Below are 25,799 nucleotides of genomic sequence, written 5' to 3'. Positions count from 1 at the left end.
GCAATGGACACCATCACGCTCAAACCGGCGAAGGACAAGTCGCTCGTCCGCCGCCATCCGTGGATTTATGCGAACGCCATCGCGCGCATCGACGGCAATCCCGCGCCGGGCGCGACGGTCGTCATTCGCGCGGCCGACGGACGCTTTCTCGCGCGCGCGTCGTACAGCCCGCAATCGCAGATTCGCGCGCGCGTCTGGACGTTCGATGAAAGCGAGCCCATCGACCACGCGTTCTTCAAGCGCCGCGTGCAGCGCGCGGTCGCGCATCGGCGCACCATGGTCAAGGACACCGGCGCGACGCGCCTCATATTCGGCGAAGCGGACGGCTTGCCGGGCCTGATCGTCGATTACTACGTCGCGGATACCGGCGATCACGCACAGCTCGTCTGCCAGTTCATGGCGACGGGCGTCGAGTCATGGAAAGCCGCGATCGTGCAGGCGCTCGTCGATGCGACCGGTTGCGCGAACGTCTACGAGCGCTCGGACGTGTCGATCCGCCAGAAGGAAGGTCTCGAACAGACGACCGGCGTGCTCGCCGGCGACGCGCCTCCGGCGACGCTCATCGCGAACGAATGCGGCGTGCGCTATCACGTCGACGTGCGCAATGGCCACAAGACGGGCTTTTACGTCGATCAGCGCGACAACCGCGTGCTCGTTGCGCAGAACGCGCAAGGCCGCGAAGTGCTCAACTGCTTCTGCTACACGGGCGGATTCTCGCTGGCCGCGCTGAAAGGCGGGGCGACGCGCGTGGTCTCCGTCGATTCATCGGGCGAAGCGCTCGCGCTCGCGCGGGAGAACGTGAAGGCCAACGGCTTCGACGCGGAGAAAGCCGAATGGCTCGACGCCGATGCGTTCAAGACGCTGCGCCGTCTCTACGACGAAGGCCGGCGCTTCGACCTGATCGTGCTCGATCCGCCGAAGTTCGCGCCGTCGAAGGAAACCGTCGATCGCGCCGCGCGCGCGTACAAGGACATCAATCTGAGCGGCTTCAAGTTGCTGCGTCCAGGCGGCCTGCTTTTCACGTACTCATGTTCCGGCGCGATCGATGCCGACTTGTTCCAGAAGATCGTCGCGAGCGCGGCGGCCGACGCGCGCGTCGATGCGCGCATCCTCAAGCGGCTCGGCGCGGGCGTGGATCATCCGTTGCTGACGGCGTTTCCGGAAGGCGAGTATCTGAAAGGGCTGCTGTTGCAAATCGCGTGATCGGCCTCAGTTAAGGGCGATTCGCGAGCGAAGGGCGCACGAAGCGTCGGCTCCGCAAATATGTTCCAATATTCGATTCCGCGCGTTTCCCGAACTTAAAAGGCGACACCATGATTCCCGTAACCATCCTGACCGGCTTTTTGGGCAGCGGCAAAACCACGCTGCTCAAGCGCATCCTGAACGAGAAGCACGGCATGAAGATCGCCGTGATCGAGAACGAGTTCGGCGAAGAGAACATCGACAACGAGATCCTCGTGCAGGAGACGAACGAGCAGATCATCCAGATGAGCAACGGCTGCATCTGCTGCACGATCCGCGGCGACCTCGCGCGCGCGCTCGAAGACCTCGCGAACCGCAAGAAGGCGGGCACGCTCGATTTCGACCGCGTCGTGATCGAAACCACCGGCCTCGCGAATCCGGGTCCGGTCGCGCAGACGTTCTTCATGGACAACACCGTCGCCGACGAATTCCTGCTCGACGCGATCATCACGCTCGTCGACGCGAAGCACGCGAATGCGCAGCTCGACCAGCACGAAGTGGTGCAGCGTCAGGTCGGCTTCGCGGATCGCCTGTTCATCACGAAATCCGATCTCGTTTCCGCCGACGAACTCGAAGCGCTGAAGCATCGCCTGCTGCACATGAACCCGCGCGCGGCGATCAAGGTCGTGAATTTCGGCGACGCAGACATCAAGGAAATTTTCGATCTGCGCGGTTTCAATCTGAACTCGAAGCTTGAGATCGATCCGGATTTCCTCGCGGAAGACGATCACGATCATGACCACGCGCATGATCACGATCACGATCACGATCATTCGACCTGCGGTCACGACCACAGCCACGATCACGAGCACGGGCATCACCATCATCATCACGCGCATCACGACGACAAGATCAAGTCGTTCGTGTATCGCAGCGACAAGCCGTTCGATCCGAACCGCCTCGAAGACTTCCTCGGCGGCATTCTGCAGATTTATGGCGAGCGCCTGTTGCGCTACAAGGGCGTGCTCTATATGAAGGGCGTCGATCGCAAGGTCGTGTTCCAGGGCGTGCATCAGATGATGGGCAGCGATCTCGCCGGCAAGTGGATGCCGATCGAGAAGAAGAACAGCAAGATGGTGTTCATCGGCATCGAACTGCCGAAGGATCTGATCACCGACGGCCTCGACGCCTGCCTGGTGAAGTAATCCGGCATGCATCTCGCTTGGATTGCCGCGAATCACGCGGGGCGACAAAACGGGCACTGACACAGAACGCCGCCGCGAAGGGCTCGCGCGCGGCGTTTTTCATGTCCGACTTTCGGTGCGCGTATGTAGTCGCGCCCACCAAGCGTCATCGCTTTTTGCGCGTTCAGGCGTTATATTTTTGAAATTCCGGCGCAAATCGACAGGGTTTTCCGTAGGTTTAGTTGGAATTTGCGGTTCAGTTACAATACAGCCCCACTGGAGAAGGGCAGTTCCGCTGAATGCGCGTCTTCGAGGCGCTCGGCCAGCGGATCTTGGGAGAAGGGATGTCCCGTCGGGACGATGCCTCGATTTGCCGGGGGAAGGCAAATCAAGTCAAAGCACCGGGGCCGGAAATCCGGGGCCATGCGAATGCGCCCGGTCTTCCGGAGCATCATCCAATATCGGTTTCCAGAGGAGTTCGGCCCCGCATCGACGTGTCGCGTAGCCCCTAGCGTACGGATGCGCTGAATGCGGGTAACGCAAGTGCGGGCGTTGCGAAGACATCGCCCTACATTGAAGAAGCAAGCTGATGACAACGAAACTCTTGACCGAAGCCGAAATCCTGAAGATGAGCGAGAAGGACTACATGAACGAGGATCAACTCGCCTTCTTCAAGAACCGGCTCGAACAGTTGCAAGCGGACATTCTGAAGAATGCCGGCCAGACGACCGAGAACCTGCGGGAAACGGTGATCGTGCCGGACCCGGCGGACCGCGCGACCATCGAGGAAGAACACGCACTGGAACTGCGCACGCGCGATCGCGAACGCAAGCTTCTGAAGAAGGTGCAGCAGTCGCTCGCGCGCATCGAGTCCGGCGATTACGGCTGGTGCGAAGAGACCGGCGAGCCGATCGGCATTCCGCGCCTGCTCGCGCGTCCGACCGCCACGCTGTCGCTCGAAGCGCAGGAACGCCGCGAACTGCGTCAGAAGCTGTTCGGCGACTGAAATCGCTGTCGGCAGGCGAGCGTCGCGGGACCGCCCGCAACGGGGAAGACGCCGCCGCAAAAAAGTTGTGCAGAAGCAGTCGCATCGGCAAAAAGGCATCCAACGAAGGGATGCCTTTTTTGCTTTGTGCCCGGTAAAAACGGCGAGCGCCGATACCGTACGCCTTGATAAATCCGGCGTCGCCCTAAAATGAATCCGACGCGCGCCGCAAAAGCTTCATCGCGGCAAGCGCGAGCGCGGCGCCGTCCGCCTCGGGCCTCACGCCCGACGGAACCCCGCGCCGTGCACTCCATCGAATTCTCGACTGCGCGGCGGACTTTCATCGCCACGCATCGTCTGTTTATCCAAGGAACGCACATGGAACAATTTCACGGCACGACCATCGTCTCCGTGCGCCGCGACGGCAAGGTCGCGCTGGGCGGCGATGGTCAGGTGACGCTCGGCAATATCGTCATGAAAGGGGGCGCGAAGAAAGTGCGCCGCATCTATGGCGGCAAGGTGCTGGTCGGCTTCGCCGGCGGCACGGCCGACGCGTTCTCGCTGCTCGACCGCTTCGAAGCCAAACTCGAGAAGCATCAGGGCAATCTGACGCGCGCCGCCGTCGAACTGGCGAAAGACTGGCGCACCGATCGCATGCTGCGACGCCTCGAAGCCATGCTCATCACCGCCGACAAGGACAACACGCTCGTCATCACCGGCAACGGCGACGTGCTCGATCCGGAGCACGGCATCGCGGCGATCGGCTCGGGCGGCGCCTATGCGCAGGCTGCGGCGCAGGCGCTCATTGAGAACACCGATCTCTCGCCGCGCGACATCGTCGAGAAGGCGCTGACCATCGCCGGCGACATGTGCATCTACACCAACCACAATCGCGTCATCGAGACGATCGAATAAAGGACTTTTGCGATGACCACCATGACTCCCTCCGAAATCGTCTCCGAACTCGACAAGCACATCATCGGCCAGGGGCGCGCGAAGAAGGCGGTTGCCGTCGCGCTGCGCAACCGCTGGCGCCGTCAGCAGGTCGCCGAGCCGCTGCGTCAGGAGATCACGCCGAAGAACATTCTGATGATCGGGCCGACGGGCGTCGGCAAAACCGAAATCGCGCGGCGTCTCGCCAAGCTCGCGGACGCGCCGTTCATCAAGATCGAAGCGACCAAGTTCACCGAAGTGGGCTACGTGGGCCGCGACGTGGACAGCATCGTGCGCGATCTGATCGAGATTTCCGTGAAGCAGACGCGCGAATCCGAGATGAAGAAAGTCCGCACGAAGGCCGAAGATCGCGCGGAAGACCGCATCCTCGACATTCTTCTGCCGACGGCGCGGCCGGTCGGATTCGGCGCCACGAACGCGATCGAGTCTTCGGGCAGCGAAGGCGGCGACAACGCCACGCGTCAAACCTTCCGCAAGCGGCTGCGCGAAGGCGCGCTCGACGACAAGGAAATCGAGCTCGATGTGGAAATGCCGCAAGTCGGCATGGACATCATGGGGCCGCCGGGCATGGAAGACATGACCGAACAGATTCGCTCGATGTTCGCGAACATCGGCGGCGGCAAGAAGACGCGCCGCAAGGTGAAGGTCAAGGAAGCGCTCAAGCTGCTGACCGACGAAGAAGCCAGCAAGATGCTCAACGACGAAGAGGTCAAGAGCAAGGCGGTGCAGAACGTCGAGCAGAACGGCATCGTGTTTCTCGATGAGATCGACAAGATCGCGTCGCGCAGCGAGACGGGCGGCGCCGAAGTCTCGCGCGCGGGCGTGCAGCGCGACCTACTGCCGCTCGTCGAAGGCACGACCATCAACACGAAGTACGGGATGATCAAGACCGATCACATCCTGTTCATCGCGAGCGGCGCGTTTCATCTCGCCAAACCGAGCGATCTGATTCCGGAACTGCAGGGGCGCTTTCCGATTCGCGTCGAGCTGGATTCGCTGTCCGTCGGCGATTTCGAATCGATCCTGAATTCGACCGATGCGAGTCTCGTCAAGCAGTACAAGGCGCTGCTGGCGACCGAAGGCGTCGAGCTCGACTTTGCGGAAGACGGCATCCGGCGTCTCGCGGAAATCGCGTTTTCGGTGAATGAGAAGACCGAGAATATCGGCGCGCGGCGGCTTTATACGGTGATCGAGAAGCTGCTCGAAGAAGTGTCGTTCGCGGCGGGCAATCATGCCGGCAAGCCTGTGCGAATCGACGCGCCGTATGTGGAACGCGCGCTCGGCGATGTGGCGCAAGACGAGGATTTGTCGCGCTACGTGCTGTAACGGCGGCGGAATCGTCTACTAGAAACCGGGCCACGCGCCCGGTTTTTTTGCGCTGACGTTTCGAACAAGCAAAAACCACGGACGAAAAAAAGCCCGCCTTAGTGGGCGGGCTGAATCCATATCAGGAGGAGACATGGAGGAGACAGTTCCAATCATACACAGCCACTTGATGCGACGCAATAGAAATTTCGGTAAAAACCCCTATGGCGTCCCTTTGTGGTATCTGAGCGTCACTTTTCGGATTTCGCAGACCGATGACAGAGCAAGAACCGGCGCGTAACCTCAGTTGGGCGGCTCTACAGTGGTCACGTACCCAAGAGCCATCGAGGTCGTCATGAAAACCGTCACGAACCCTGTTTTTTCCTCCGATGAAAGCCGCTGGCAAGCCGTCGTCGATCGCGACGAGCGCGCCGACGGTGCCTTCTTCTTCGCCGTTCGCACGACCGGCGTGTTTTGCCGACCGTCGTGCGCGTCGCGTGCGCCGCGTCGCGAGAACGTCGAATTCTTTCCGACGACCGACTCCGCCGAACAAGCCGGATACCGCGCGTGCAAGCGCTGCCAGCCGACGAGCCTGCCGCGCGAACTCGCGATCGTCGAGCGCGCATGCAAGGTGCTCGACGCCGATCCGCAGCAACGCATGACGCTCGCGCAATTGAGCGACGCCGTACATGTCAGCCCGTTTCACCTGCAGCGCCTGTTTTCGCGAATCGTCGGCATTTCGCCGCGTCAGTATCAGGCGGCGCAGCGTGCCGGCGTGCTGCGCGATGCGTTGCAGCGCGGCCGCGACGTCACACGCGCGACGCACGACGCCGGTTTCGGCTCGCCGTCGCGCATGTACGAGGCCGTGCCCGCGGAACTCGGCATGACGCCGTCCGCGTATAAGCGTCAGGGCGCTGGGCTGACCGTGCGTTACGCGACCGCCGCGACGCCGCTGGGTGCCGTGCTCATCGCCGCGACCGACAAGGGCGTCTGCAAGATCGCATTCGGCGACGACGCGCCCACGCTCGTCGATCAGCTCGCCGCCGATTTCGCGCAGGCCGAACGCGTCGAGGATGCCGCGAAACTGGAGCCGTTCATCGCGCAGATTCGCGCGTATCTGCAAGGCACGCGCGAGCGCTTCGATTTGCCGCTCGACATCGGCGCGACCGCATTTCAACGGCGCGTATGGGACGCGTTGCGGCGCATCCCGTATGGGCAGACGCGCAGTTACACCGAGATCGCCGAATCGCTCGGCGCGCCGCGCGCGGTGCGGGCGGTGGCGAATGCGTGCGCGTCGAATCCGGTGGCGCTCGCGATTCCGTGTCATCGCGTCATCGGCAAGGATGGCGCGATCGCCGGCTATCGCTGGGGCACGCCGCGCAAGGAAACGCTGCTCGAAACCGAACGCGCGCGCAACGAAACCAACAAGGTTGCATGAAGCAGGCGCGCTCGCCGTCGACATGACGCGCGCGCGCTTCGATGTCCTCGCGAGCCGCTCCGAGCGGCTCCAAAGCGCACGCCGCGTATTCCGCGCATCTCCCGCGAATCTCCCGAAAAACCCGCAATCCCTTGCCTGGTCTGGGCCCAAGCACGCCTTACACCGAGATGTTAAAGTGCCCGCTACCCTAAAAATACGACCGCGCGCACACGCGCTCGCGCTCCTCGCAGAACGCTTCAATGGCAAACAAGAATCCCGCTCACACCAAGGCCGGCGCTTTCGAGCGCAGGCTTGCCGCGCTCGCGTCCGGTCCGCATGCCGACGCGTTGCGCCAAGGCTTGCGCGGCATCGAAAAAGAAAGCTTGCGCGTGACGCCGCAGGGCAAGCTGGCGATGACGCCGCATCCGCGCTCGTTCGGCTCCGCGCTGACGCATCCGCTCATCACGACCGATTACTCCGAGGCGCTCGTCGAGCTCATCACGCCCGCCGAATCGGATGTGGCGATCACGCTCGATCGCCTCGACGCGCTGCATCGCTTCGCGTACGCGCACATGGGCGACGAGTTGCTGTGGAACAATTCGATGCCCAACTCGCTGCCGCCCGAGGACGAGATTCCGTTCGGCTATTACGGCACGTCGAACATCGGCATGTTGAAGACGGTGTACCGGCGCGGCCTCGCGCTGCGCTACGGCCGCACGATGCAATGCATCGCGGGCATCCACTACAACTATTCGCTCGATGAAAACGTATGGCGCGCCTGGCAGGCGCTCGATGCGACGAGCACGCTGTCCGCGAAAGACTTTCAGTCCGAGCGCTACTTCGCGCTGATCCGCAATTTCCGCCGCACGAGCTGGCTCCTGATGTATCTGTTCGGCGCGTCGCCGGCGCTGAACAAGCGCTTCGTCGCCGGCAAGAAGCATCATCTGGAAACGTTCGATGCCGACACGTTCTATCTGCCGCACGCGACCAGCCTTCGCATGAGCGATCTCGGATACACCAACAATCCGGCGCAGGCCGATCTGCTGCCGAGCTACGACAATCTCGACGCGTATCTCGACGTGCTCGCCAAAGCCGTGAGCCAGCCGTATGCGCCGTATGAAGCCATCGGCACGCAGCGCGACGGCGAATGGGTGCAGATCAACACGAACGTGCTGCAGATCGAAAACGAGTTCTACTCGACGATCCGCCCGAAGCGCGTCACGCATTCGGGCGAACGTCCGCTGCATGCGCTGGCCGAGCGCGGCGTGCAGTACATCGAAGTGCGCTGCCTCGACATCGATCCGTTCGTGCCGACGGGCATCTCGCTCGAAACCGCGCGCTTTCTCGATGCGTATCTGCTCTATTGCGCACTGGAAGACAGCCCGCTGTTGCCGCCCGGCGCGAGCATCGAAGCCAACGCGAATTTCATGACGGTGTCGAAGGAAGGGCGCAAGCCGGGTCTCGCGCTGCAACGCGACGGCGCAAGCGTGCCGATGCAGCAATGGGCCGAAGAACTCTTCGATGCAATCGAACCGGTCGCGAAGACGCTCGACACGCTAAACGGCAACGGCGATCACACGCGCGCGCTGGAAGCGCTGCGGCCGCGCATCGCCGACGCGTCGCTCACGCCGTCCGCGCGCGTGCTGCAAACGATGCGCGACAAGCAGCAAACCTTCGACGAGTTCGCGCTCGATCTCAGCGCGCGTCACGCGGAAGATTTTCGTGCGCGTCCGCTTTCCGTCGCAGAAGAGCGCGCGATGGACGAGCTTGCGGCAAAATCGCTTGTGGAACAGGCGGTCGTCGAAAGCAGCGACGCCGAAACGTTCGACGCCTTCGTTGCGGCGTATCAGGTCTACAAGCTGAATCCCGCGAACGCGTGAGGTGATTTTTCCGCTGCGGTGTCAGCACGCGGCGGCAATTGTTTCCGGCTTATGCAACAGAGGGAAACGCGTCATCACATCATCCGATTTGAGGGGTCAAAATATGGCCGACTTTTCGACGATCGGGGGAGTAATGAAGAAGAAGTACTTCGCCGCCGCCGCGCTTGGGGCTGCCTGGCTCGCCCTTTTTAGCGGCTGCGCCGTGCAGGACCAGGTCAGCAGCACGACGATGGAGCAGGCCACGCAACCGCTCACCTGCATGAGCAAGCCGGAATGCGACGCGTGGTGGGCGCGCGCCCAGGTCTGGGTGACGAACCATTCCGAATACAAGCTGCAGACCGTCACCGATTCGATCATCCAGACGGCGGGGCCGTCGAGCGGCAAGCGCGCGCTCGCGTATCAGATCACCAAGACGCCGACCAACGAAGGCACCGCGACGATCGGTTTCGCCGCGCATTGCGATAATCCGCTCGGCTGCCAGCCGAATCCGTGGCAGGCAGGCGCGGATTTCAAGCAGTTCATCAAGAACGGCCCCGGACTGCGCAAGACCGAAACGCCGCAAGCCACGCAGACGCCGCCTGCACCCGCGCCGAGCGGCGTGCAGGTCAGCCCGCTGGATCAGCCGGTCCCGCTCAATCTGGAAAACCAGCCGGGGCAGTCGGTCACGCCGCTCACGCCTCAGTAGTTCAGTGTCCCATCGAGGCTGACGCGCCCTTCTTCGGCCGCGTCAGCCAGACCATCGCGGCCAGCACGAGAAACGCATAGAACGAAATGCGGAAGAAGTCGTTGGTCGACATCATGTACGCCTGCGCCGACACCACGCGATCCAGTTGCGCGGTCAGCGCCTGTCCCGACAAGCCGAGTCCCGACAGCAGGTCCGAATACGCGTTCGTGCCCGCCGAATAAGGCGTGACCGATTCGGTCAGACGCGCGTGATGGCGGATCATGTCGTTTTCCCAGAACGTCGTGCTGACCGCCGTGCCGATCGCGCCCGACAGCGTGCGCAGGAAGTTCGACAGGCCCGCGGCGCCCGCGAGCCGTTCGTCGGAGACGCTGGAGAGCGTGATCGTCGTCATCGGCACGAAGAAGCACGCGACGCCGATGCCCTGAATCAAGCGCGGATAGATGATCTGGTCGAACGGCGTATCGAGCGTGAAGGTCGAGTTCCAGTGCGACACGAACGCGAACGTGAGGAACGCAAAGCTCGCGACCACGCGCAAATTCAGCCGATGCATGTTCTGCCCGATGATCGGCGACAGCACCAGCGCGAGAATCCCGACCGGCGCGGTGGCGAGACCCGCGAGCCACGGCGTGTAGCCGAGCACGGTCTGCAACCACAACGGCAACACGACGACCGAGCCGAAGAACGCGAGAAAGCCGAGCGACGTGATGAGCACGCCCATCGCAAAGTTGCGGTCGCGAAAGAGCGAAAGGTCGATCACCGGTTCCTTCTCGGTCAACTCCCACGCGAACATGAACGCGAGCGAGACCGCCGACACGATCGCCAGCGTCACGATGAAGTTCGAGTTGAACCAGTCGTGGTCCTTGCCGAGGTCGAGCATCATCTGCAGGCTCGCGACGCCGATCACGAGCAGCGCCAATCCGACACCGTCGATGCGCTGCTGCGTCGTCTTCGTCTCGTGGCCGCGCAGCAGGAAGTACGCGATCGCCGCCGAGAACACGCCGATCGGCACGTTGATATAGAAGATCCACGGCCAGGTGTAGTTGTCGGTGATATAGCCGCCCATCACCGGGCCGAAGATCGGCGCGACGATCACGGTCATCGCCCAGAGACCGAGCGCGAGGCCGCGCTTTTCGGGCGGATAGCTGCGCATGAGGATGGTTTGCGACAGCGGGACCATCGGGCCGGAGACGAGGCCTTGCAGCAGCCGGAACGCGATCAGCGATTCGAAGTTGTGAGCCAGCCCGCACAGCGCCGACGCGATCGAAAACAGCAGCACGGAAATCGTGAAGAGCTTCACCTCGCCGACGCGCCGCGCGAGCCAGCCGGTCAACGGCACTGCAATCGCCGAAGCGACCGAGTACGACGAAATGACCCACGTGCCTTCGCTCGTCGCGACGCCGAGGCTGCCCGAAATGGTCGGCACGGCGACGTTCGCAATCGACGTGTCGAGCACTTCCATGAAGGTGCCGAGCGCGAGGCCCATCGTCAAAAGGGCGAGGATGCCGCCCGTGAGCGGCACGGGCGTGGGCGGCGTGGCGGGCGTGCCCGCAGTGGATGTGGACATCGAAGGTTTCTCCGGCGCGCGGCGCTCGAAATGCGCATCGCACGCAAACTTTTTCTTGTCGCGGCATTCTCTGCTCAGACAGTGAAATCGGCGCAGAAATGCAGATTAATTCCGATGAATCAGGGCAAGTCGTCGTCAAGCATGCATGGCGCGCAGTCGCCCATCGGCGTATTGCCGACGATGCGCGCGAGCATCGCGATCAGCAGATCCAGCTCGGCGCGGGTAAAGCCGTGCAACTGCTCGTTGAGCACGGCCGCGCCGATCACCGGCAAACGCGCCGCCGCGTCACGTCCGCGCTCCGTCAGACTGAGTTCGACGATTCGCCGGTCCACTTCGCTACGCGCGCGGCTGACGAAACCCTTCTTCTCGAGCCGGTCGAGCATGCGCGTCATCGAGCCGCTGTCGTACGACAGCTCGCGCGACAGTTCCAGCGGCGTGCGCGCCCGCCCCGACGCGAGCAGCAGAATCACGCCGATCTGCGGCGACGTGAGTTCGAGCGGCTTCAACGCCTGATCCGTTCGCATGACGAGCACGTTGCGCGCCTTCGCGAGGTAGTAGCCGAGGCTCGTTTCGAGCTGGATCGTCGCGGGATCGTAAAGCGGTTCGCCGTTCATGCGACATCGGTCAAACCGCGGATGCAAAAGTGTGACACTGCGCCGCGTCTCCTAAAGGCAACAATTGCGAAAAGCAATCAGCAGTATCTTGAAAAGTAGTTGCACAGTCAATATTATTCTATGCAACGAGTTACGCGCTTCATGCGCCGCCCGAGACCATGTTCTGACCGCCCGCCGTCGCTCGCCGACGCCCGAAGGACCTTTCGATGACCCGCTTTGTCCGTACCGCCCGCCGACGCTTCGGCCCCATCAGCAGCAAGATCGCCGACGCCTCCCGTCACTTCGTCCCGCCGAAGCTGAGTTCGTGGAAACTCGCGTTGTATCTGATCGTGTTCCTGCTGCCGGGCGGATCGTTCGTCGTCTTGGGCATGGGATGGTTCGAGAACCGGCAGCGTCGCAAGGCGGCGGCCGCGCCCGCGAAAGCGCCGGCGCGACCGTTGCTCTCGGCGCCCTGCTCGCCGTGTCCCGGTAGCGGACGATAATCGTCACCGTAACGCGTCGTAACCGATTCCACCCGCTGCGTAACACCCGCCTTACGGCGAACCCGTTACGCTAACGTCTGCCTGACGCGCGCGCCGCACGAGCGCCCGTTGCGTTCCGTTACCATTTCGGCTTGCCGCGTCCGTCATATCGAACGGCGCGGCGCCGACAGGAATTCCGACAAGCAGATGCCGTATCGCCCCGCCTTTCCCGCTTCCGCCGCCGCGCGCCTGACCACGACGGCGCTCGCCGCCATGCTCGCGATGTTCATCGCCGGCTGTGCTGTCGGGCCCGATTATCAGCGCCCGACGACGGCGGTCCCGGCCAGCTACAAGGAAGCGCCCGAAGGCTGGAAAGTCGCCCAGCCCGCCGACCAGGCCGATCGCGGCGCATGGTGGAGCATCTATCGCGACGAGCGCCTCGACGATCTCGAAGCGCGCCTGAATCAATCGAACCAGACCATCGCGCAATACGCGGCCGCGTATCGTCAGGCACGCGCGCTCGTCGGCGAGGCGCGCGCGGCGTATTTCCCGACGATCGGCGCATCGGCTTCGGCGGCGCGTTCGGGAACGGGGGCGGGCAACCGGTCGACCAGCAGCTCCAGCCTCGGGCAGACGGGTGCCGTCACCAACCAGTTCAGCCTTGCGCTCGACGCATCGTGGGAACCGGATCTGTGGGGCAGCGTGTCGCGCACGGTCTCCGCGCAAAAGGCCGGCCAGGAAGGCGCCGCCGCCGATCTCGCCAACGCGCGGCTGTCCGCGCAGGCCACGCTCGCGCAAACCTATTTCCAGTTGCGCTCGCTCGACGCGCAGCAAAGGCTCCTCGACGACACCGTCGCGGCCTACGAGCAATCGCTCAAGCTCACGCAGAATCAGTACGCGCAGGGCATCGTCGCGCGTTCGGACGTGATTCAGGCGCAGACGCAGTTGCAGTCGGCGCAGGCATCGGCCATCGATAACGGCGTCGCGCGCGCGCAGTACGAACATGCGATCGCGGTGCTCGTCGGCGAGGCCGCTTCCACGTTTTCGATTCCGCCGATTCCGCTCGACGCCACGCCGCCGACCGTTCCCGTGCAGATGCCATCCGCGATTCTCGAGCGACGGCCCGACATCGCGTCGGCGGAACGCAAGGCCGCGGCGGCGAACGAGCAGATCGGCATCGAAATGGCCGCGTACTTCCCGACGCTCACGCTCTCCGCGCAAGGCGGCTTCGAAAGCTCGGTGCTGTCGCAATTGCTGCGCGCGCCGTCGCGCTTCTGGACGCTCGGGCCGGACATCGCCGCGACCATTTTCGACGGCGGCCTGCGCTCCGCGCGCACCGAAGCCGCGCGCGCGACTTACGACCAGAACGTCGCGACGTATCGGCAGACGGTGCTGACCGCGTTCCAGGACGTCGAAGACAATCTCGCGTCGCTGCGCATTCTGGAGAAGGAAATCGTCGTGCAGCAGCAGGCCGTGGAATCGGCGCAGCAGGCGCTCGCGATCATCAACAATCAGTACAAGGCGGGAACGGTCGCGTTCATCAGCGTGCTGACCGCGCAGACGACTGCATTCACCGCGCAGCAGAAGCTCGCGAACATCGCGGGACAGCGGATGGTGTCGTCGGTCGGACTGGTGAAGGCGCTCGGCGGCGGCTGGGATGTCGGGCAGATGGATCGCGAAACGGGCGCGGTTCAAGCGCCCGCGCCCGCGTCGAGTCCGGCGCAAACCGCCAGCCGCTGATCAACGCATGAAGGTCAGGGCGACCGTGTCCGGATCGGTGTGACGGCCGAGCAGGTTGAGCAGACCCGCGAGGTTTTCCCGCTGATCCGGCGCGGCCGTCGCCGTGCCTTGGAACGACGTCGATTCCGGTGAGATCGCGCCGTTGCCGGTGAGCATCAGCGGACCTTTGCTCGTCGAAAGATCGATGGTCGCGGACGCGCCCTGCGCCTGCAACGCGACGCGATACGAACCGAGCGGCTTCACGCGCGAGACGCGCGAAGCCATGTCATCGAGCGTGACGACCACTTGCCCGTACGCATTGCGGTTCAGCAGGCGGAACTCCGTCCACGAGAGCCGCACGCTGCCGTCGAAATCGAGCGTATTGAAGGGCGCGCCGAGGCCCGAGAGCAACGTCGCGGGCACGGCGATCTGGCCGGCGGTGATGACCGCGCCGCGCGTGGTGGCGTCGACGATCACGGCATCGGGCATCGCTTCGGTCTGACGCATGGTCATGTGAACGCGGCCGGTGAAGAGCGGCAGAAACGCCGTCGTCCATTCGATGCGCCCCGGCAAGAGCGTCGCGCCCGCGCCGTCGCTGCCCGCGGCGAGCATCAGCGTGGCCGAGCCGCTCCACAGCGAGCCCGCCGGATCGACCAGATTCACATGGCCGCCCGTTGCCTTCGAGAACTGCGGCACGATCCACGCGGCGGGCATCATCGCGAGCAGCGTGCCGGCGACCGAAATCACGATCACGAAAAGCGCCGGCAACGCGAGCCGGATTCGTCGCGTCCAGTAACTCATTTCGTGCCGGCCGGTTGCAGCGATGCCGTCAGATCGACCTGGCCATCCGGCTTCAGCGCCGTGACGTGCGCCTCCGAGACCTGCACCTTGAACTGCTTGCGGGCGTCGTCGAGCCACGCCGTCCAGTTCGGAAACGACGCGTTCTTCAACTGAATCTGCACCGCCGCGCCGATCACCTGAACCTGCGTCGGCTGCATGCCGTTGTCGGCGAGCGACTTCGCGAGCGCATCGCGCAACGCGGCGCCGGTCGGCATCACGCCTTCGGCGGCGGGCGCGAGCGAGCGCGCGTCGTTGGCCTGCGCGGTCATCGTCGCGAGCTGGCGCTGCATCGTCGGCAGCGATTCGCGCAGCCGCGCGCGGCCTTCATAGGCGGGCGCCCACAGCACGAGATAGACGAGCGCGAGCCCGACCGCGATGCCGCCCCACATGAGAATGGTCTTCTCGCGCGGCGTGCGCGCTTCCCAGAATTCCGACAGGGAACGTCCGATTTCCGCTTTCATTGGCCGCTCCTGATCGTCCATTTGCCTGTGTTCGTATCGATCGATCCGTTCAGGCCGTTCGCGGCAAGGCGCTTCGAAAGATCGGGATCGACCTTCGTCTCCGGCTTGAAGGTCACTTCCAGCCGACGCTCGCGATAATCGAGCCCCGCGACGCCGTTCACCGGCACCGGACCGAGCGAGCGCGCGAGGCCGTCGGCGAGCGACAGGAAATCCGACGGCGACAGCTCGCCCGATGCCACGCGCAGACGATCGAGATTGCGCGTCATCTGGTCGGGCGCATCGAGCACGGTCGTCGTCTTCGGGAAGGCGTTGAGCAGGAGCTCGGTTTCCTGCGCGCTGATCGCGTCGCGCTGACGCGCAAGCTGCAGCCATTGCACGTTGATGCCGATGATCGACACGACCACCGACGCCGCCACGAGCGCGATCGGCACGCGCAGACGCCGCATCGTCGCGCGGTCGAGCCGCCACGGTTGCGCGGCGAATTCGAACTGGCACAGGTCGAAGCGGCACGCGAGCGCGTTGCGCGCGAGCGCCTCGAACGTGATCGGATGCGCGCCGGCGATGGCCGCCGCAGCATTGCGCGAACCGGACAGGCGCGGTTCGTCGCCGGGCAGATCGGCGAGCGAATAAAGCGTCACGGGTTGATCGCCGGCGAGCGCGGCGAGCGTTGCCTCGATCGAATCGGCGGGCAGCGCGAGTCCTTCGCCGAGCGCCGCGCGTTCGCCGCGCGCAATCGCCACCTCGATGCGCGGTGCGCCCAGCGCGGCGGGCGAGGGCGCGGCCATTTCGCCGATCAGCGCGGGCGCGGTCGACACGACATGACCGAGCAGCCCCGCGATAAACGGCTGCGGCGGCGCTTCGATCTCTTCGGCTTCGCCGGTTTCATCGAATGGCACGGCGGCCGGAACCGGCAGGCAGCGCATCGCGGGCACGGCCTTCAGATTGCGATGCCCCGCGCCCGAAAACGCGCCGACCACGAAGCGGAACCAGCCGCGATCGATCACGCCGACGACGCGCTTGCCATCGGCGAGGGCGACCGGATCGACGGCGATGTGGCACGTCTGCGGATCCTGGATCAGCTGATCCTCGACGACGTTCGGCAGCGCCTGCCGCAAGCGCGGCCCCTTGAGTGGCGGCACGGCAGCGGCGAGCAGAAGCGTGTCGCGCGCAGCGACGATCAGCACGGTCGCACTCGCGCGCGGCAACAGCCCGATCGCCGCGCGGCCGATGCGTTGCGGCTCGCCGCGCTTGTCGAGCAGCAGAAACGGCAGATCCGGCAGATGCCACTCTTCCGAGCGCACCGCGGGATCGCGCGGCGGTAACAAAACGATCAGTGTGCTCAAAGGCCACTTCCTCTCATCAATAACAGCGCATCGGTTCTACAGCGAATCACGCGTGTAGACGATGCGCGTCGTATGCGTCGTCGGATCGCGATACACGAGCGTCGTGCGCTCCAGTTGCGCGCGCTCGTGTTCGACGCGCCCGTGGATCACGAAATACTTCGTCGTGACGTCCATCTCGTTCGAATCGATCGAGACCGTCTTGACGCCCGCGCCGGTCAGCGCGAGCTGCACGTTGCCGATGTCGTGAAAGAACACCGTCTCGCGGCGCGCGACGAACGCTTGTCCCTGCGACAGATTCATGCCCGGGATCAGCGCGGCGATCACTTCGGCGGGCGCGGTGTTCATGTTCACGGCGGTCGTCGTCGGCAGCACGGTGACGAACGGCCTCAGCTTCGCGACCGCTTCCGCGGAAAAACCCGGCACGTCGAGCAGCGAATCGACGGTGATCATCTGCAAGGGCGCGACCGGCGCGTTGCTGTCCGCGTCCTTCAGGCCGGGATCGTCGGTGAAATTGCCGCCGCCGGCCGCGCCGCCGCCCTGCGCGATCGCCGCGAGCGTCGTCGATTCGTTGTTCTGGCCGCTCGCCGTGGTCGCGCTGTTGCCCGTTTGCGTCTGGAAGCGCGTTGCGGAGCGCGCGAGGCCGGCGCGCATCTGCAGCGCGACCGTCTTCGCGAGCGAACCGTTGATGCCGAGCATCGTCAGCAGCCGCTGAAACGCCTGAATCTGCGCGACGTTGATCGTCAGCACGCCGGGCGTCGGCGTCGACACCAGATTGCGCAGGTTGAATTTCGCCTGCGCGTCCTCGATCGAGCCGGACAGATACGTCGACGCGCCTTGCTGCGCGCGCACTTCGCCGATCTGCCCGAGAAAATCCGACAGCTTCGTCCGCGCGATCGGCACGCCCCACACGCCGCCGAGATACGTGACCGTCGGCGAAGTATCGGCTTCCGAGCGCAGGATGAGACGCGTCCAGTCGAGCGCGCTGCGCGAAATCCATTGCGCCTGCGCGAGCAGCCGCTGATTCTCGATGCGCCGAATCTGCACCTGCTGACGCCACAGCATGCCCGAGACGAGAATCGCCGTGAGCGATACGACGAGGAGCGCGCTGATGATCGCGACGCCGCGCTGCTTCTTCCGGTTCGGAGCGCGCATGTTCATTCTCCGACCAGAAAGACGCGCGTGATCGGCGTCGCCAGCGTGCGCGCGCCGACCGCGACCTGAACGCCCGACACGGCGCGCGCCAGCGGCGCGTTGCCCAGTTGCGGCACTTTCAGGTTGTTGTCGTTCTGGTTGATCTGCGCGAACACGTCGCCCATGCGCGTCGTCCAGCCTTTTTCCGGAATGTAGACGCGCGTCGCGAGCGACGCCACGCCGCCCATCAGCGGAATCGATGTCCAGCCGTCGCCCGAATCGCCCGACTGCAACGCGCGCCGCACTTCGCCGACATTCGACAGCGGCGGCGATGCATAGCGCACGATCCGCCCGTTCGACAGCCTGTAGCGCACCACTTGCAGACGCGGCGCCGTACCGGGCGCGAAGACGCCGCGCACGATCTGCAGCGAGCCATTGCCGATCTGCACGGCGGGCTGGCCGGCTTCGTCGTCGGTTGCGGCCTGGCGCGCGTCGATACGCATCTGGTCGAACAATTGCGCGACGATGCGCTCGTCCTGCATCGCGTTCTCGATGGTCGCACGGCCGCGAATCACCGAATCGAGCCCGCGCCACGACAGCACCGCGAGCACCGCGAGAATCGCGATGGCGATCAGCATTTCCAGCAGCGTGAAACCGCGCTGACTGGTGCGGCGGTCAGAGCGAGCGGTTCGTTTCATTCGCCACCACCGTGACCATTTGCGCCAGATAGCCGGAGCGGCCCGGCGTCGTGACCAGCATCTCGACGCGCCGGAAAATCGGATTGGGCGTCTGGCTCACGCGCTGCGTGCACGAGAGTTTCAGATTGCCCTGCGAGCAGTCGAACGTGCGCGAGCCGATCGCCGGAAACTGATGCGAGAGCCTGAGCTGCGCGAGTTCGTTGTCCGCGCTCCAGCCCGCGAGCAGCCGCCGATGCAGCTCCGCTTCGCCCGTCGCGAGCGAGCCGACCGCGCGCACCGAGGCGGCGAGCGCCACCGCGATGATCGCCAGCGCGACGAGCACTTCGATCATCGTGAAGCCGCGTTGATGACGACGCTGGCGCATCACTGCACCTGATAGCGGCCGTTGCCGCTGCCGACGATCGTCACGCGGCCTACCGCCGAGAACAAGGTGATTTCCATGGGCGAGTCGATGGCCTCCGTGCCGAACACGAGCCGGCCCGCCGTTTTGTCCGAATCGAGGAACTGGATGGATACGCCGGTCACGCCGCCTTCCCAGCGCCGCTGACGCAGGAGTTCGTCGCGCAACGGACGCCAGCCGTCCTCGGTGCGGATGTCGAAGCGATACCCGCCGTCGATGGGCTGCCACGCGATCGGCCGCGCGCGCACCTGCGCTTCGTCGCCCGCCGATTCGAACAGCAGCGCGAGACGCTGCGCTTCTTCCTTCAGATCGGTGCGCGGGTTGCGCGTGAGTTGCAGCGACGCGAGCGACACGAGCAGGCCCGCGATCACCAGCACGACGAGCATTTCGAGCAGCGTGAAGCCTGCCTGACGCCGCGCCGCCGAATGCCCGTTCACGATTCAAGCCGCCGATTTACTGCCAGGAGCCGACGTCGGCATCGTTGCCTTCGCCGCCGGCCTTGTTGTCCGCGCCGTAGCTGAACACGTCGACTTCGCCGTGCACGCCCGGATTCAGATATTGATACTGGCCGCCCCACGGATCGGCCGGCAGGCGCTCGAGATAGCCGCCGTCTTTCCAGTTGTTCGGCACCGGCTCGGTCGTCGGCTTTTCGATCAGCGCGCGCAGGCCTTGCTCTTGCGTCGGATAACGGCCGTTATCGAGGCGATACAGCTTCATCGCCTGCATGATGGTGCCGATGTCCTGCTTCGCGGCGACGCGGCGCGCCTCGTCCGGGCGGCTCATGATCTTCGGCACGATCAGCGCGGCGAGAATGCCGAGAATCGCGATCACGACCATGATTTCGATCAGCGTGAAGCCGCGCTGGCGGCGTCCTTGCGCCTGAGCTTGTTGAATTTGCATGCGGCGTTGGGTCCACAATTGCATGACTGCTACCTCTTGAATTGAAAATATTGTTTCCGGGTCTTGCCCGGTGATTACAAAAATCGCGCGGCTTTCCGCCTTGCCGAAGCCGCCGGTCATTCTATCGATCCGCTTTCGTCGCGTGATTCGGCCGCAAGCGAGGCATCGCGTCGCGTTCAGCGCACCCAGATCGTCGGGCCGGGCGGATTCTGCGGCAGGAAAATCTCCGACTTGACGCCGTTGCGCTCGATGATGATCGAGCGCGCGCGCACTTCCGAAAGCTTCACGCCTTGCGTGAGCGGACCGCCCAGCGACACGGCTTTCGCCGCCTCGCCGCCGTAGCTCACGATGGCCGCCGCGCCGCCCTGCAGCGCGAGAATGCCGAACAGATGCACGTCCGAATTGGCCTGACGCTCCAGCCGTCCGCCGAAAATGGTCGCAGCCTGCTCGACCGACGGCTGGCGCGTCGCCGCCGCGGCGGGCAGCGGCGCGGTTTGCCGCGAAGTCAGCGTGACGACCCAATACGTCACCGTCACGCAAAAGAGCGCGAGCGCGGCGAGCGTCAGTAAGCGAGTTTGAAGGGCGTTCATCACTGCACCAGATTATTCAGTTCGATGATCGGCAGCATCACCGCGAGCACGATCACGAGCACGACGCCGCCCATCGCAAGGATAAGCAGCGGTTCGAGCAGGCTCGTGAGGAACATCGTGCGGCGTTCGAGTTCGCGCGCTTCGCCTTCGGAAGCGCGGTCGAGCATCGTGGTGACGTCGCCGGTCGCTTCGCCCGAGCGGATCAGGTGAACCAGCACCGGCGGAAACGTCTTCGTGTTGCCGAGCGCGCGCGACAGCGACGAGCCTTCGCGCACGCGCACGATGGCGTCGTCGACGTTCTCGCGCATCGCCGTGTTGCTGAGCGTTTCGCCCGCGGCCTGCAGCGCGCGCAGGATCGGCACGCCGGCGGCGGTGAGGATCGCGAGCGTGCTGGCGAAGCGCACGGTGTTGTAGCCGCGCACCAGCTTGCCGATGAGCGGCGCGCCCAGCAGCCAGCGGTCGAACGACATGCGCGGCCCGGGCCGCGCGAGAATCGTCTTCACGAGCCACGCGAAAATCACGACGCCGATCAGCACGGCCCACCAGTAACTTCGGACGAAGGCGGAGAGCGCCATCATCATGACGGTCAGGAAGGGCAGCGCCTGCTTCGTGCTCGCGAACACGTTCACGACCTGCGGCACGACGTAACTCAGCAGGAACGTGACGATGCCGAACGCAATGATCGTCACGATGCCCGGATACGTGAACGCCAGAATGATCTTCTGCTTCAGCGCATTACGCTGTTCGATGTAGTCCGCGAGACGCGACAGCACGAGGCCGAGCTTGCCGGTATGCTCGCCCGCCGCGACGAGCGCGCGGTAAATCTCCGGAAAGTCCTTCGGATGCTGCGCGAGCGCGTTGGCGAACGAATGGCCGCCGAGCACTTCGGCGCGGATCGCGGCCATCAGTTCGCGGATGTAATCGCGCTCGGATTGCTCGGTCAGCACCGCGAGCGTCTCGCCGAGCGGCAAGCCCGCGATCAGAAGACTCGCGAGCTGACGCGTGAGAATCGCCTGTTCGCGCTGCGACAGCCGCCGCCCGAGCGACAGGCGCTGCTGGCGCTCGCCGCGCGTGCGCGAGCCCGCCGCCTCGACGACGAGCGGTGTCAGCCCTTGCGTGCGCAACTGGCTGCGCGCGGCGCGGGCGCTGTCGGCGTCGAGCACGCCTTTTTGCGTCTTGCCCGCGTGATCGATCGCCTCGAAACGGAATGCCGGCATCTGCTTATTCTCCGCCCGTCACGCGCAACACTTCTTCCAGCGACGTCACGCCGGCCGCGAGCCAGCGATCGCCGTCCTCGCGCAGCGTGCGCATGCCTTGCTTGCGGCCCGCTTCGAGAATCTCGGCATCGGCCGCATTGCGATGGATCAGCGGGCGGATCGCGTCGTCGATCAGCAGCAGCTCATAGACACCGCGACGGCCGACGTAACCCGACTGGCCGCATCGGTCGCAGCCGACCGGATGGTAATGCTTCGTGCCGTCTTCCTCGACGCGCTCTTCCTTGCACACCGGACAGAGCTGGCGCACGAGCCGCTGCGCCAGAACGCCGAGCAGCGACGACGCGAGCAGATACGGCTCCACGCCCATGTCGGTGAGACGCGTGACGGCGGAAGCGGCATCGTTCGTGTGCAAAGTGGCGAGCACGAGGTGGCCGGTGAGCGAAGCCTGCACCGCGATCTGCGCGGTCTCGAGATCGCGGATTTCACCGATCATGATGATGTCCGGATCCTGACGCAAAATCGACCGCAACGCGCGCGCGAACGTCATGCCGATGCGTTCGTTCACCTGCGTCTGGCCGATGCCCGACAGGTCGTATTCGATCGGATCTTCCACCGTCATGATGTTGGTGGTCGTCGTCTCGAGGCGCGACATCGACGCGTACAGCGTGGTCGTCTTGCCGGAGCCGGTCGGGCCGGTCACGAGCACGATGCCGTGCGGGCGGCCGATCAGCTTGTCGAACTGGACGAGCGTGTCGCGCGCCATGCCGAGCGTTTCGAGATTCAGGCGCTGCGCGTCCTTTTCCAGGAGACGCAGCACCGCGCGCTCGCCGTGGCCGGTCGGCAGCGTGGACACGCGCACATCGACCGGACGGCCGCCGACACGCAACGTGATGCGCCCGTCCTGCGGCAAACGTTTTTCGGCGATATCGAGTTGCGCCATGATCTTGATACGCGAGATCAGCGCGCCGTGCAGCGCCTTCTTCGGCCGCACGACGTCGCGCAGCGTGCCGTCGACGCGAAAGCGCACGACCGACGCGTTCTCGAACGGCTCGATGTGAATATCCGATGCCTGTTCGCGCGCCGCCTGCGTGAGCAGCGCGTTGATCATGCGGATGATCGGCGCGTCGTCTTCCGATTCCAGCAAGTCTTCGACTTCCGGAATGTCCTGCATCAGGCGCGACAGATCGACTTCGCCTTCCACTTCGCCGACGACCTGCGCGGCGCTGCCGTCGTTGCGCGCGTAGGCCGAGTTGATTGCCGCGGCGAGCTCGTCGGCGGGCTTGCGGATGATCGACAGCGCGCCGAAATTACGCGCGACTTCCGCGAGCGCCGCGTCGGTCGTGCGCTCGCTTATCCAGACTTCGATGCTGTCCGCGTGCTGATGCGCGAGCAGAATCTGCCCGCTGCGCGCGAAGCCGTAAGGCACGAGCCGGGCCGCCAGCGGCGACGCCGCGGTGCTCGCGCTCTCGACTGCATCGTTGACCGTGCTCACGGATGGACTCCCGTTGCGGCATTGCCCGGCATGGCGTTGGTCGCGCCATTGGCCGGAATCGCGTTCGTCGCGCCGTTCGACGGCGCCGGATACGTGCTTTGCGGCGGCAGCGTCGATTGCGGCGCGGTCTGCGTCGGTTGCGGCGCGGGGCCGGCATCCGGATTCTGTGGCAGCGTCGTGCTCGGGCCGGGACCGCGCGTCGTATCGCTCCAGTCCAGCAGATTTTGGGCCGGCGGTCCACCGCCTTCGGAAGGACCGAGCGGTTTCGGCGGCATGACCGGCACGTTCTGATCCTTGATGATGCGGTTATCCGTCGTCGAGCCGTATTGCTGCTGACGCAGATAGTCGTAACGCGTGTTGGCGATCTGCGTGGCCGTCGCCTGGTCCCGCACGATCACCGGACGCAGGAACACCATCAGGTTGGTCTTCGTGCGCGTCTTGCCTTCGCTGCGGAACAGGCTGCCGATGAACGGAATGTCGCCGAGCAGCGGAATCTTGCTGTTGTTGTTGTTGTACTGATCCTGCATCAAACCGCCGAGCACGACGATTTCGCCGTCGTCCGCGAGAATCGTCGACTGCACCGAGCGCGTGTTGATCGTCACGCCGCCCGGATCGTTCTTCGTCGTGGAATCGACGCTCGAATCTTCCTGATAGATCTGCATCTTGAGCACGCCGCCGTCGGTGATCTGCGGCTTGACGTGCAGGGTCACGCCGACGTCGCGGCGGTCGAACGTGTTGAACGCCGTGACCGACGTGGCGGCGTTGGCGGTCGGCGTCGCGTACGAACCCGTCACGACCGGCACGTTCTGGCCGACGACGATCTTCGCTTCCTCGTTGTCGAGCGTGATGAGGTTAGGCGTCGAGAGGATGTTCGCATCCGCCGATGTCGACAGCGCCTGCAAGAGTCCGCCGAGACCGAAGAGATTGCCGAAGCGGTGCAAAAGGCCGATGTTCAAGCCTTGCGCGAGCAGGCCGGACGTCGACGTGAGGGACGACGGATTCTGCGCGATCGCGTTGCCCTGCAAGGTCAGATCGACGATGTTCGTATTGCCGGCGCCGAAGCTCGAGCTGCCGTAGAGCGCGTTGTTGCCGCTGTTGGAAAGCAGCGCGCCCTGCCACTGAATGCCGAGATTCGAACCGCTCGTCGCGGAAAGTTCGACAATCAGCGCTTCGATGTACACCTGCGCGCGGCGCGCGTCGAGCTGGTCGATCACGGTGCGCAGGTTCCGATAAACCGGATCCGCCGCGGTGATGATCAGCGAATTCGTCGCGGCATCGGCCTGGATCATGCCGCCGCCCTGGTCGTTGCCGGAATCGTTGTCCTTGTTCGACGAGAAACTCGAGTCCTTGTTGCCGGTGCCGCCCGACATCGGATTGCTGCCGCTGCCCGAACTGCCGCTGAGTCCGCCCGGCAGCGGCGGCGTGCCGGACGTTCCGGTGGACATCGACGAATTGCCGAGACCGCCGCCGCTCTGACCGAACGTGTTCGAGCTGGTGTTCGACGTGTTGTCCGAGCTGTTGTTGCCCTTGCCGAGCATGCCTCGCAGCGTCTTGGCGAGACGCGTCGCGTCGGCGTTGCGCAGCGCCACGACGTGCATGTTGCCGGGCTGGGTCGTGGGCGCGTCGAGCTTCTGCGCCAGTTGCTTCGCCGCGGCGAGGCGCGAGCTGCTCGATGCGCGGAACATCAGCGAGTTGGTGCGGGCATCGGGCGTGACGGTGACTTTCAGCGTCGCGTCCGTGCTGCCGATCGCGCCGGGATCGAGCAGCTTGTTCATCTGCTCGGCGACGTCGATCGCATTCGCGTTCTTCAGCGTGACGATGTCGACGGAGCGGCCCGCCGCCGTATCGACGCCCGCGATGATGCCCGCGATGCGGCGCACGTTGTCCGCGTAATCGGTGACGACGAGCGTGTTGTTCGCCGGATACGCCGCGATCGTGTTGTTCGGCGAGATCAGCGGACGCAGCACCGGCAGAAGGTTGTTCGCCGATTCGTTGTGCAACTGAAAGACCTGCGTGATCACCTGATCGCCGCGCGCCGCCGGCGCATTGCCGACATACGTGGGCACGCCCTGCAGCTTGGCGTCGGCTTCGGGCACGACCTTCAGGACGCCGTGATCCTGCACGAGCGCGAAGCCCTGCATGCGCAGCGACGACTGGAGCGTCTTCAGCGCTTGGTCCTCGGGAACCGAATTCTCCGAAACCAGATTGAGTTGCCCCTTGACGCGGGGATCGACGATGATCGTTTTGCCGGTAGCGGCGCCGATCGCTTTCGCGACCTGGTCGATATCCGCGTTGACGAAATTCAACGTCACCTGCGCGTGCGCGGCTTGGGCGACGATAAGTCCCGCCGCCAGCATTGCCGTCGCCAGACGACGCAGTGCCATAGGTTGTCTTCTCATGGGTTTGATGTCAGAGCCGGGTCTTCGGAGCCGGCTGAGGCAGCCCCGCTCGTCAGCCGAGAGCGCCGCCAACCGCGGTGTGGAACGGGCGGGCCCGACCCCTCGCGGTTATTTTAAAAAATATGACGATAGCAGCTTTGTGTAACGGAATTGTGCCAATTCGTTCCGGATCACGTTGCCCTAGGCTGCCACGTGCGATACAAAATCCAGCGCTCTCAAGCTTTCGAATAACTTGCCGATAGACCGTATCTGAACGATTCCGAGACTCGGCCGATGTACGCGGGAGCCGAATTGTACAACGTCCAGAAGTCTTATTATTCAGACATTTAGAACAAGTCCGATCAATAGGCCGGTGCGCCTCGCGCGCATGCGGGTTTC

24 protein-coding genes are annotated in these 25,799 nt (G+C 64.5%); 10 read left to right on the top strand and 14 right to left on the bottom strand.

Annotated elements, in window-relative coordinates; translation table 11 throughout:
- Positions 1 to 3: 3 nt before the first annotated feature.
- The 8 genes from NCT05_RS00805 (at position 4) to NCT05_RS00770 (ending at position 9,592) form a co-directional block, all read left to right on the top strand.
- Positions 4 to 1,203, top strand: a complete 1,200-nt coding sequence (locus NCT05_RS00805) for a class I SAM-dependent rRNA methyltransferase (protein WP_239294366.1) — start codon at positions 4 to 6, stop codon at positions 1,201 to 1,203.
- Positions 1,204 to 1,313: 110 nt separating this feature from the next.
- Positions 1,314 to 2,387 (top strand): CobW family GTP-binding protein, encoded by a 1,074-nt coding sequence (locus NCT05_RS00800; RefSeq protein WP_008352364.1) that lies wholly within the window; start codon positions 1,314 to 1,316, stop codon positions 2,385 to 2,387.
- Positions 2,388 to 2,955: 568 nt separating this feature from the next.
- Positions 2,956 to 3,372, top strand: a complete 417-nt coding sequence (gene dksA, locus NCT05_RS00795; protein ID WP_008352366.1) for an RNA polymerase-binding protein DksA — start codon at positions 2,956 to 2,958, stop codon at positions 3,370 to 3,372.
- Positions 3,373 to 3,729: 357 nt separating this feature from the next.
- A complete protein-coding gene (gene hslV, locus NCT05_RS00790; RefSeq protein WP_008352368.1) occupies positions 3,730 to 4,266 on the top strand; it encodes an ATP-dependent protease subunit HslV in 537 nt (178 codons plus the stop codon).
- 12 nt (positions 4,267 to 4,278) lie between these two features.
- A complete protein-coding gene (gene hslU / locus NCT05_RS00785) occupies positions 4,279 to 5,631 on the top strand; it encodes an ATP-dependent protease ATPase subunit HslU (protein ID WP_008352370.1) in 1,353 nt (450 codons plus the stop codon).
- Between the two features lie 334 nt (positions 5,632 to 5,965).
- The gene (gene ada / locus NCT05_RS00780) at positions 5,966 to 7,048 is read left to right on the top strand and encodes a bifunctional DNA-binding transcriptional regulator/O6-methylguanine-DNA methyltransferase Ada (protein ID WP_008352371.1); all 1,083 of its coding nucleotides are present in this window, start codon (positions 5,966 to 5,968) and stop codon (positions 7,046 to 7,048) included.
- A gap of 239 nt (positions 7,049 to 7,287) precedes the next feature.
- Positions 7,288 to 8,907 (top strand): glutamate--cysteine ligase, encoded by a 1,620-nt coding sequence (gene gshA / locus NCT05_RS00775; RefSeq protein ID WP_250501586.1) that lies wholly within the window; start codon positions 7,288 to 7,290, stop codon positions 8,905 to 8,907.
- 133 nt (positions 8,908 to 9,040) lie between these two features.
- Positions 9,041 to 9,592: a hypothetical protein gene (locus NCT05_RS00770; RefSeq protein WP_008352375.1), complete on the top strand. Its 552-nt coding sequence runs from the start codon at positions 9,041 to 9,043 to the stop codon at positions 9,590 to 9,592.
- 1 nt (position 9,593) lies between these two features.
- Here the strand turns inward: NCT05_RS00770 and NCT05_RS00765 are convergent, their stop codons facing one another.
- Both NCT05_RS00765 and NCT05_RS00760 read right to left on the bottom strand, forming a co-directional pair.
- Positions 9,594 to 11,156: a DHA2 family efflux MFS transporter permease subunit gene (locus tag NCT05_RS00765; protein WP_033536461.1), complete on the bottom strand. Its 1,563-nt coding sequence runs from the start codon at positions 11,154 to 11,156 to the stop codon at positions 9,594 to 9,596.
- 119 nt (positions 11,157 to 11,275) lie between these two features.
- Entirely contained in the window at positions 11,276 to 11,770 is a 495-nt protein-coding gene (locus NCT05_RS00760) for a MarR family winged helix-turn-helix transcriptional regulator (RefSeq protein WP_008352379.1), read from the bottom strand.
- Positions 11,771 to 11,976: 206 nt separating this feature from the next.
- On the opposite strand from NCT05_RS00760, the gene NCT05_RS00755 reads away from it, so the two are divergent.
- Together NCT05_RS00755 and NCT05_RS00750 are read left to right on the top strand one after the other, a co-directional pair.
- Positions 11,977 to 12,252 (top strand): hypothetical protein, encoded by a 276-nt coding sequence (locus NCT05_RS00755; protein ID WP_008352380.1) that lies wholly within the window; start codon positions 11,977 to 11,979, stop codon positions 12,250 to 12,252.
- A 186-nt stretch (positions 12,253 to 12,438) separates the two neighbouring features.
- Positions 12,439 to 13,971: an efflux transporter outer membrane subunit gene (locus tag NCT05_RS00750; protein ID WP_034472334.1), complete on the top strand. Its 1,533-nt coding sequence runs from the start codon at positions 12,439 to 12,441 to the stop codon at positions 13,969 to 13,971.
- On the opposite strand, the gene NCT05_RS00745 is transcribed toward NCT05_RS00750, so the two are convergent.
- From NCT05_RS00745 to gspD, 12 genes are all read right to left on the bottom strand, one after another.
- Positions 13,972 to 14,751 (bottom strand): type II secretion system protein N, encoded by a 780-nt coding sequence (locus tag NCT05_RS00745; protein ID WP_008352383.1) that lies wholly within the window; start codon positions 14,749 to 14,751, stop codon positions 13,972 to 13,974. It abuts the gene before it with no gap.
- The gene (locus tag NCT05_RS00740) at positions 14,748 to 15,251 is read right to left on the bottom strand and encodes a type II secretion system protein M (RefSeq protein ID WP_008352384.1); all 504 of its coding nucleotides are present in this window, start codon (positions 15,249 to 15,251) and stop codon (positions 14,748 to 14,750) included. Before NCT05_RS00740 ends, NCT05_RS00745 begins: the two co-directional genes overlap by 4 nt.
- Positions 15,248 to 16,594 carry a type II secretion system protein GspL gene (gspL, locus tag NCT05_RS00735; RefSeq protein ID WP_008352385.1) on the bottom strand — a complete coding sequence of 449 codons (1,347 nt, stop codon included), beginning with the start codon at positions 16,592 to 16,594 and terminating at the stop codon, positions 15,248 to 15,250. The genes NCT05_RS00740 and gspL overlap by 4 nt, the downstream gene beginning before the upstream one ends.
- 36 nt (positions 16,595 to 16,630) lie before the next feature.
- Complete coding sequence (gene gspK, locus NCT05_RS00730) at positions 16,631 to 17,752, bottom strand: type II secretion system minor pseudopilin GspK (protein ID WP_250435367.1); 1,122 nt, start codon at positions 17,750 to 17,752, stop codon at positions 16,631 to 16,633.
- Complete coding sequence (locus NCT05_RS00725; RefSeq protein ID WP_239294371.1) at positions 17,749 to 18,423, bottom strand: PulJ/GspJ family protein; 675 nt, start codon at positions 18,421 to 18,423, stop codon at positions 17,749 to 17,751. The genes gspK and NCT05_RS00725 overlap by 4 nt, the downstream gene beginning before the upstream one ends.
- A complete protein-coding gene (gene gspI, locus NCT05_RS00720; protein WP_008352388.1) occupies positions 18,401 to 18,787 on the bottom strand; it encodes a type II secretion system minor pseudopilin GspI in 387 nt (128 codons plus the stop codon). The genes NCT05_RS00725 and gspI overlap by 23 nt, the downstream gene beginning before the upstream one ends.
- A complete protein-coding gene (locus NCT05_RS00715) occupies positions 18,787 to 19,260 on the bottom strand; it encodes a GspH/FimT family pseudopilin (protein ID WP_008352389.1) in 474 nt (157 codons plus the stop codon). Before NCT05_RS00715 ends, gspI begins: the two co-directional genes overlap by 1 nt.
- Positions 19,261 to 19,276: 16 nt before the next feature.
- Positions 19,277 to 19,747 carry a type II secretion system major pseudopilin GspG gene (gene gspG / locus NCT05_RS00710; RefSeq protein WP_061132519.1) on the bottom strand — a complete coding sequence of 157 codons (471 nt, stop codon included), beginning with the start codon at positions 19,745 to 19,747 and terminating at the stop codon, positions 19,277 to 19,279.
- A 152-nt stretch (positions 19,748 to 19,899) separates the two neighbouring features.
- Complete coding sequence (locus NCT05_RS00705; RefSeq protein ID WP_175979674.1) at positions 19,900 to 20,313, bottom strand: general secretion pathway protein GspC; 414 nt, start codon at positions 20,311 to 20,313, stop codon at positions 19,900 to 19,902.
- Positions 20,313 to 21,530, bottom strand: coding sequence for a type II secretion system inner membrane protein GspF (gspF, locus tag NCT05_RS00700; protein ID WP_008352392.1), 1,218 nt, complete (start codon positions 21,528 to 21,530; stop codon positions 20,313 to 20,315). Before gspF ends, NCT05_RS00705 begins: the two co-directional genes overlap by 1 nt.
- A gap of 4 nt (positions 21,531 to 21,534) precedes the next feature.
- A complete protein-coding gene (gene gspE / locus NCT05_RS00695; protein ID WP_008352395.1) occupies positions 21,535 to 23,022 on the bottom strand; it encodes a type II secretion system ATPase GspE in 1,488 nt (495 codons plus the stop codon).
- Positions 23,019 to 25,406 (bottom strand): type II secretion system secretin GspD, encoded by a 2,388-nt coding sequence (gene gspD, locus NCT05_RS00690; RefSeq protein WP_008352397.1) that lies wholly within the window; start codon positions 25,404 to 25,406, stop codon positions 23,019 to 23,021. Before gspD ends, gspE begins: the two co-directional genes overlap by 4 nt.
- Positions 25,407 to 25,799 lie beyond the last annotated feature (393 nt).

It is taken from the genome of Caballeronia sp. AZ7_KS35, assembly GCF_023631045.1.
Taxonomy (GTDB): Bacteria; Pseudomonadota; Gammaproteobacteria; order Burkholderiales; family Burkholderiaceae; genus Caballeronia; species Caballeronia zhejiangensis.
Note: the sequence above shows the minus strand (reverse complement) of the source record. Positions and strands in the feature narration are given on the sequence as shown.

Coding starts and splice junctions, on each gene's coding strand:
- NCT05_RS00805 (WP_239294366.1), top strand. CDS start 4: ATGGACACCATCACGCTCAAACCGGCGAAGGACAAGTCGCTCGTCCGC.
- NCT05_RS00800 (WP_008352364.1), top strand. CDS start 1,314: ATGATTCCCGTAACCATCCTGACCGGCTTTTTGGGCAGCGGCAAAACC.
- dksA (WP_008352366.1), top strand. CDS start 2,956: ATGACAACGAAACTCTTGACCGAAGCCGAAATCCTGAAGATGAGCGAG.
- hslV (WP_008352368.1), top strand. CDS start 3,730: ATGGAACAATTTCACGGCACGACCATCGTCTCCGTGCGCCGCGACGGC.
- hslU (WP_008352370.1), top strand. CDS start 4,279: ATGACCACCATGACTCCCTCCGAAATCGTCTCCGAACTCGACAAGCAC.
- ada (WP_008352371.1), top strand. CDS start 5,966: ATGAAAACCGTCACGAACCCTGTTTTTTCCTCCGATGAAAGCCGCTGG.
- gshA (WP_250501586.1), top strand. CDS start 7,288: ATGGCAAACAAGAATCCCGCTCACACCAAGGCCGGCGCTTTCGAGCGC.
- NCT05_RS00770 (WP_008352375.1), top strand. CDS start 9,041: ATGAAGAAGAAGTACTTCGCCGCCGCCGCGCTTGGGGCTGCCTGGCTC.
- NCT05_RS00765 (WP_033536461.1), bottom strand. CDS start 11,156: ATGTCCACATCCACTGCGGGCACGCCCGCCACGCCGCCCACGCCCGTG.
- NCT05_RS00760 (WP_008352379.1), bottom strand. CDS start 11,770: ATGAACGGCGAACCGCTTTACGATCCCGCGACGATCCAGCTCGAAACG.
- NCT05_RS00755 (WP_008352380.1), top strand. CDS start 11,977: ATGACCCGCTTTGTCCGTACCGCCCGCCGACGCTTCGGCCCCATCAGC.
- NCT05_RS00750 (WP_034472334.1), top strand. CDS start 12,439: ATGCCGTATCGCCCCGCCTTTCCCGCTTCCGCCGCCGCGCGCCTGACC.
- NCT05_RS00745 (WP_008352383.1), bottom strand. CDS start 14,751: ATGAGTTACTGGACGCGACGAATCCGGCTCGCGTTGCCGGCGCTTTTC.
- NCT05_RS00740 (WP_008352384.1), bottom strand. CDS start 15,251: ATGAAAGCGGAAATCGGACGTTCCCTGTCGGAATTCTGGGAAGCGCGC.
- gspK (WP_250435367.1), bottom strand. CDS start 17,752: ATGAACATGCGCGCTCCGAACCGGAAGAAGCAGCGCGGCGTCGCGATC.
- NCT05_RS00725 (WP_239294371.1), bottom strand. CDS start 18,423: ATGAAACGAACCGCTCGCTCTGACCGCCGCACCAGTCAGCGCGGTTTC.
- gspI (WP_008352388.1), bottom strand. CDS start 18,787: ATGCGCCAGCGTCGTCATCAACGCGGCTTCACGATGATCGAAGTGCTC.
- gspG (WP_061132519.1), bottom strand. CDS start 19,747: ATGCAATTGTGGACCCAACGCCGCATGCAAATTCAACAAGCTCAGGCG.
- NCT05_RS00705 (WP_175979674.1), bottom strand. CDS start 20,313: ATGAACGCCCTTCAAACTCGCTTACTGACGCTCGCCGCGCTCGCGCTC.
- gspF (WP_008352392.1), bottom strand. CDS start 21,530: ATGCCGGCATTCCGTTTCGAGGCGATCGATCACGCGGGCAAGACGCAA.
- gspD (WP_008352397.1), bottom strand. CDS start 25,406: ATGGCACTGCGTCGTCTGGCGACGGCAATGCTGGCGGCGGGACTTATC.